Origin of the sequence: Archangium sp. (genome assembly GCF_036389735.1) — a bacterium.
GTDB lineage: Bacteria > Myxococcota > Myxococcia > Myxococcales > Myxococcaceae > Archangium.
On record NZ_DASVWK010000676.1, the window covers coordinates 1 to 5,417 of the forward strand.

Below are 5,417 nucleotides of genomic sequence, written 5' to 3' on the forward strand. Positions count from 1 at the left end.
TGGGCTCCGCCCTCGGGGGCCGGAGCGGGTGGCGTGGAGCTGCTGCCACTGCCTCCCAGTCCCCGCGATTCGAGCAGGGCCTGCTCGCCGGGATCCATCGCCAGGGAGCGGCCCGGCGTGCCGTTGGTCTTGGGCGTCCGGGGATCGATGCTGGTGGGGATGTCCTTGATGGTGCCGTTGTAGCCGGCCTCCGCCCCGCTCTTCTTCTCGACGGCGCCCGGCTTGTAGCTCTCGTTGCCCGCCTGCTGCGGAAGGGCTCCGCACGCCGCCACCCACCACGAGGCCGAGGCCAGCGCTCCCCACACCATCCACCGCTTGAAACCGTTGTGCATGTCCATCTCCAGGGACCTCGTCCGGGCTTCTCTCCGTCGGCGCCTGGGGACGCTGCCGTCCCCCTCCGCTCCCCGCGTATCGCGAGGGGCGGAGTTCGCCGCGCACTCAGGGATGCGCACCCCGAGGCTTCCGGACTACCGAGCGGGTGTCCGCCGAGCGCCCGGTCGTCCGGCTGCTCTCCGGTCACGCGCTATTTGACCGGCGACACTTCCTGCGCGTTGCGCTCCCCATCCTGACGCTGGACGGGGTCCTGGGGCGTGGACTGCTGGCCCTCGGGCACCTCCTGCGGCTGGAAGGAGCCGCTGGACGGAGCGACGGACGTGGCCCTGCCGGAGCCCAGCTCGACGCCGTAGGTGCCCTGCACCCAGGCGCCATTGGGGCCCTTCAGCAGCGGCTTGCCCGTCCCGAGTTCCATGGCGATCAGGGCATCGAGCTGCGGAGGCGGGAACGGCACGCGGTAATCCTGCTGAAGCCAGAGCTGCTCCTGGTTCTTCTTGCTGCCCTGGATGCCTCTCCACGCCTCGTCTTGAGCGACCTGATTGCCAGCGCCGCCCGTGCCCTGCTCGTTGGTCTGATAGAGCGTGGCGGAGGTGCCGAGGTTGGAGTAGGCCCGGCTCGCCGGATTCTGGGTCTGCGCCTCGTCCGGGTAGTAGTCCTCCTGGGCCGTCATCGCCCACTGGTTCGGCCCCTTGGCGCACCCGGCGAGCAATGCCGCCGCCGCGAGCGCGCCGAGCAGCGCCTGCCTCATCCCCATCTTCCGCATGACTGCCTCCCTGTCGTCGTCCGTTCCTTATGGACAGGGGTGGCCATGCGCGCGGGCGGCCGGTAGCCGCGGGCGGGCGGGCGAGGGCTGCTCGCTCGCTCGGAGTCCAGCGAGGCGGAGAGCGGTGGGCTACTTGCGACGGGGCTCGGCCTTCTTCGCCGGAGCCGCCTTCTTCGCGGTCTTCTTCGGCGCTGGCTCTTCAGCCCCAGGGGTGGGCGCGCCGCCCTTCAGCGTCTGGAGGATCTCCCGCACGTGGCCCTGCACCTTCACCTTGGGCCACACGCGGGCCACCTTGCCCTCGGTGTCGATGACGAAGGTGGCGCGCGTCACGCCCTGGAACTTGCGGCCATACAGCGACTTCTCACCCCATACGCCATAGGCGTCGCACACCTGGCGCTCCGTGTCCGCCAGCAGCGGGAAGGGCAGCGAGAACTTCGTGGCGAACTTCTGGTGGCTCTTCGTGGTGTCCGGCGACACGCCCAGCACCACCGCTCCGGCCGACTGGAGCGCCGAGTGCTCGTCACGGAAGTCGCACGCCTCCCGCGTGCAGCCCGGGGTGTCGTCCTTCGGGTAGAAGTAGAGGACGACGTTCTTCCCCCGGAACTGGGAGAGCTTCACGTCGTTGCCGTTCTGGTCCTGAAGCTGGAAGTCGGGAGCTCGGTCGCCTGTCTGGGGAATGGGCATGGGCCCGGTCATCTTCCAATCGGGTGCCCGTGCTCGTCCAGCGAGGGGGAGCCCCCATCCGGCTCGCCGGGCCTCGACAGCGGCCGGCGCGGCAGGGGCGTGCTCCGAAGCTCCCGCAGGGTGGCCAGCCGACGCTCCGCCTCGGGCCAGGCCTTGGAGTCCCGGGGTACGGACTCCAGCTCGGTGATGACGGCGTCCCAGGCCGGGTCTTTCGGCGAGACGCCGCGCTCGACCAAGGCGGTGTACTTCGCCTCGGCACGGGCGAGCCGTTCGGGCCCTTCGTCCTTGCGGCAGGCGCCCAGGGCCAGGGCCCCCAGGACGAGCAGCACCACGGTGCGACGGTTTCGGTCGGTGCGAGACAAGTGCAACCCTCCTGCTGGCCACGAGCACGAAGCGGGGCTAGGGTGCCGCCCATCGTGTCGCCCCTCTTCTTGGCATTCCTCTTCGGACTCGGCCAGGGTCTGCTCCACGCCGTGGGGCCCGACCACTGCGCGGCCATGGCCACGCTCGGCACCCTGGGCCCCAACCGGCGCCGCGCCACCTTCGTCGTCGCGCTGCGCTTCGCCCTCGGGCACGCGGCCGTGCTGGGCGGGGTGGCCACCTTCTGCCTCATGGCCGGCGTGGGCCTCTCGGAGACCTTCGAGCGCTGGGCGGAGATCTTCGGCGGCGCGGTGCTGGTGGCCCTCGCCGTCACCGCCTTCCTCTTCCCCAACGTGCTGCGTCACGGCCACCCGCACCTGCCCGGCCACACGCAGGAGCCGCACTCGCACCTGCATGACGCCCATCGGCACGAGCAGGTGAGCACCGCCGCGGGCGCGCTCATGGCCCTCAGTGGGGTGCGCGCGCTGCTGCTGGCGCTGCCTCCGCTGCTGGTGGGCGGCAGCCTGCAGTCCTCCGGGTGGACGTACCTGCCCGGCTTCGCCTTCGGCATCCTCCTGGGCATGGGCGCGGTGGGCCTGCTCTTCGCCGAGGGCCTGTCCCGCCTGGGCTCGGGCCTCGCCGAGCGCCTCCAGCGCTTCGTGGCCGCCGCCTCCGCCGCGCTCGGCCTCTTCTGGATCGTCACCCGCCTCTGAGCCCGGCCCAGGCGCCGCCCCGCTCCGGGGGGGCGCCCTAGCTGCGCGGCTCGAGGATGCCCAGCGACATCATCGCCACCAGGAAGCCGTGGACGACCTGCTCGGGCCGGTTGGCGTACGCCACCAGCTCCCCCACCGTGCGGTTGCCGTCGATCTTCGGCAGCAGCTCCGCCTCCCACCGCTCCAGCTCCACCTCGTGCAGCTGGTAGGCCGGGGCCACGGCGGGCATCAGCCGATCCTCCGGGCGCAGCAGACGGCTCAAGCGCTCGGGCTTGTAGAGCTTCTTGATGCCCCGGACGATGAGGTTGGCCGGGTGCACGTCCAGCTTGATGGACTCGGTGGTGGCCTTCTCCTTGAAGCTCATCACGAAGGTGCCGTCTTCCCACGAGAAGAGTGAGTAGATGATCGCCTTCACCTGCTGGCCCACGTAGTACAGGCGCTCGGTGTCCTTGAGCAGGCCGCGTTCCACCAGCACGTCCCCGGTGCGCCGGTTGCTCGCGGTGGCCACCGCCGCGGCGTCCTGGAGCTGCTCGGGCTTGATCTTCCCCACGCGCACCAGGAACTGACCAAAGCGGTCCGCCAGCAGGTTGGAGAGGGCGAAGACGGGCATGCCACGCTCGAAGTAGACGACCTTCTTCACCTTGCCGCGCTGCACGCCCAGCTCGCCCGTCTCGCGCGCCAGGTAGAAGGCGGTGAAGAGCGAGGGCAGGCTGTCCTTGAGATCGCCCCGGCGGCTGCCCGGGGAGCCCGCGCCCACGGGGAGCGGATCCGGCGGCCGGCCCGGCACGGGCGGGCGCACCAGGGTGGCGGGCACCTTGTTGAGGGGGGTGGCGGTGAGGTTGGCGCCGCGGAGTTCGGCGGTGAGGTTGTCGCCGCCCGTCACCTTGATGCGGCCCGTGAGCTCCATGGCGTCCTGGGGCCCCTCCTCCTCGACGTCGATGTCCAGCTCCACGTCGAAGGCGTCCTGCACGGAGGAGGCCGTGGGGGCCTTCTTCTCGGCGGGCACCAGCTTCTGCACCGCCTCCAGCAGCTTGGAGGCCTCGAAGGGCTTCTCGAAGTAGCCGGCGGCCGCGTACTTCTGCCGGGCCTCCATGGCGTGCTTGCCGCCCTTGAAGACGCCGGTGATGAAGATGAGCGGCAGCTGGGGCTGATCCTTCCGCAGCGCATCCGCCAGGTGGTAGCCCATCATGTCGGGCAGGAGGATATCGAGCACGGCCACGGCGGGCGGCCGGGCCCGCGAGACCTCGACGCCCTGCTTGCCCTTGGTGGCACCCACCACCTCATAACCCGCGTCTTCGAAGAGCTGGGTGAGGAGCGTGAGGAGCTCCTGGTTGTCATCGACGACGAGAATTCGGGGAGCCATCGCGCGCCCACCCTACCAAAAGCCCGACCATCCGTAAGTGACTGTGTTCCCGAGGGATGCATCTCGTCCGGCAGGGGGATAGGTTGCGGCCCCGTATGAAGGCCCCTACTTCGATTGGTCGCATGCTCCCGCGCCTTGCCCTCGCCCTGACCCTCTTGCTGCCCCTGGCCGTCCGAGCCCAGGACGGGGGCCTCGTGGACGGAGGCAGCGTGTATGACCTCCCGGATGCCTCGGTGGGCGGGGGCGGGGCGGACCGGGACAACCCGGAGGGGGATGACTCCACGGGCCGACCCGGCGGGGCGTGCCGCAGCGGGGCCGACTGCGCGGCGCGCTTCAGTTGTAGCGAGGGCCGGTGCCGTTACACGGGCATCCGTCAGGCCGAGCGCGTGGGCTGCCTGCTGGGCCCCGAGGACACCCTGGCGGTGGTGGCCCTGGGCCTGGTGCTGGCGGCGCGGCGGCGCGGCCAGGAGGGACGATGAGGCTCGGGCTGAAGGCGGACAGCCTGCTGGAGCGGGTGGCCGACTGGCTCAACCTGGCGCCGCAGCCGCTGGCGCACGCCTTCTTCGGGATGATGGCGGCGCGCACCGTCATGGCCGGGGAGCGGCTGGGCGTGTACGCGGCGCTCGCCGAGAGCTCGGCCACCGTGGAGGAGCTGGCGGCGCGGCTGAAGCTGTCGCCGGAGGGCACGCGGGCGCTGCTGGAGGCGCTGGAGGCGTGCGAGACGGTGGAGCGCAAGCGGGGCCGCTACCGGATGGCGGACCGGGCCCGGCGCTGGTTGGATCCGCGCTCGCCGCAGTACGTGGGCGGCTTCCTGGACTTCAACTACACCCAGTGGGAGTGGTGGAGCCACCTGGAGGAGGCCGTGCGCACGGGGGAGGCGGTGGACATCCATCGCTTCTCCCCGGATGACCCGCGCTGGCGCTCCTACATCCACGCCATGCACCAGATGGCGCGGCTGTCGGCGCCCGAGGTGGCGCGCACCATTCCCCTGCCCCGGGAAGCGCGGCACGTGCTGGACCTCGGGGGCGCCCCTGGCTGGTTCGCCGCGGAGCTGTGCCGTCAGCACCGGGGGCTGAAGGCCACGGTGCTGGACCTGGAGGGCAGCGTGCGGGTGGGACGGGAGATCATCTCCCAGGCCGGCCTGTCGCACCTGGTGACACACCGCGAGGGAGACCTCCTCACCTCGGAGCTGGGGGGGCCG

At 71.2% G+C, this 5,417-nt stretch carries 7 protein-coding genes and 1 pseudogene; 3 read left to right on the forward strand and 5 right to left on the reverse strand.

Annotated features, from left to right (window positions below; translation table 11 throughout):
* The 4 genes and pseudogenes from VF794_RS23780 to VF794_RS23795 all read right to left on the reverse strand — a co-directional run.
* Positions 1-332: pseudogene (locus VF794_RS23780) on the reverse strand (hypothetical protein); the annotation flags it as partial.
* A 191-nt stretch (positions 333-523) separates the two neighbouring features.
* Positions 524-1,096, reverse strand: coding sequence for a hypothetical protein (locus tag VF794_RS23785; protein ID WP_331114136.1), 573 nt, complete (start codon positions 1,094-1,096; stop codon positions 524-526).
* 129 nt (positions 1,097-1,225) lie between these two features.
* The gene (bcp, locus tag VF794_RS23790; RefSeq protein WP_331114138.1) at positions 1,226-1,780 is read right to left on the reverse strand and encodes a thioredoxin-dependent thiol peroxidase; all 555 of its coding nucleotides are present in this window, start codon (positions 1,778-1,780) and stop codon (positions 1,226-1,228) included.
* Between the two features lie 8 nt (positions 1,781-1,788).
* Positions 1,789-2,142 carry a hypothetical protein gene (locus VF794_RS23795; RefSeq protein WP_331114140.1) on the reverse strand — a complete coding sequence of 118 codons (354 nt, stop codon included), beginning with the start codon at positions 2,140-2,142 and terminating at the stop codon, positions 1,789-1,791.
* A 54-nt stretch (positions 2,143-2,196) separates the two neighbouring features.
* Here VF794_RS23795 and VF794_RS23800 point away from each other — a divergent pair, with 54 nt between their 5' ends.
* Positions 2,197-2,853 (forward strand): hypothetical protein, encoded by a 657-nt coding sequence (locus VF794_RS23800; protein WP_331114141.1) that lies wholly within the window; start codon positions 2,197-2,199, stop codon positions 2,851-2,853.
* A gap of 37 nt (positions 2,854-2,890) precedes the next feature.
* Here the strand turns inward: VF794_RS23800 and VF794_RS23805 are convergent, their stop codons facing one another.
* Positions 2,891-4,216 (reverse strand): response regulator, encoded by a 1,326-nt coding sequence (locus VF794_RS23805; protein ID WP_331114143.1) that lies wholly within the window; start codon positions 4,214-4,216, stop codon positions 2,891-2,893.
* 122 nt (positions 4,217-4,338) lie between these two features.
* Between VF794_RS23805 and VF794_RS23810 the strand changes: the two genes are divergently transcribed.
* Entirely contained in the window at positions 4,339-4,695 is a 357-nt protein-coding gene (locus VF794_RS23810; RefSeq protein ID WP_331114145.1) for an MXAN_6627.5 family MYXO-CTERM protein, read from the forward strand.
* Positions 4,692-5,417 (forward strand): methyltransferase family protein (locus VF794_RS23815; RefSeq protein WP_331114147.1); only part of this gene is annotated, 726 nt, incomplete at its 3' end. The genes VF794_RS23810 and VF794_RS23815, both read left to right, overlap by 4 nt.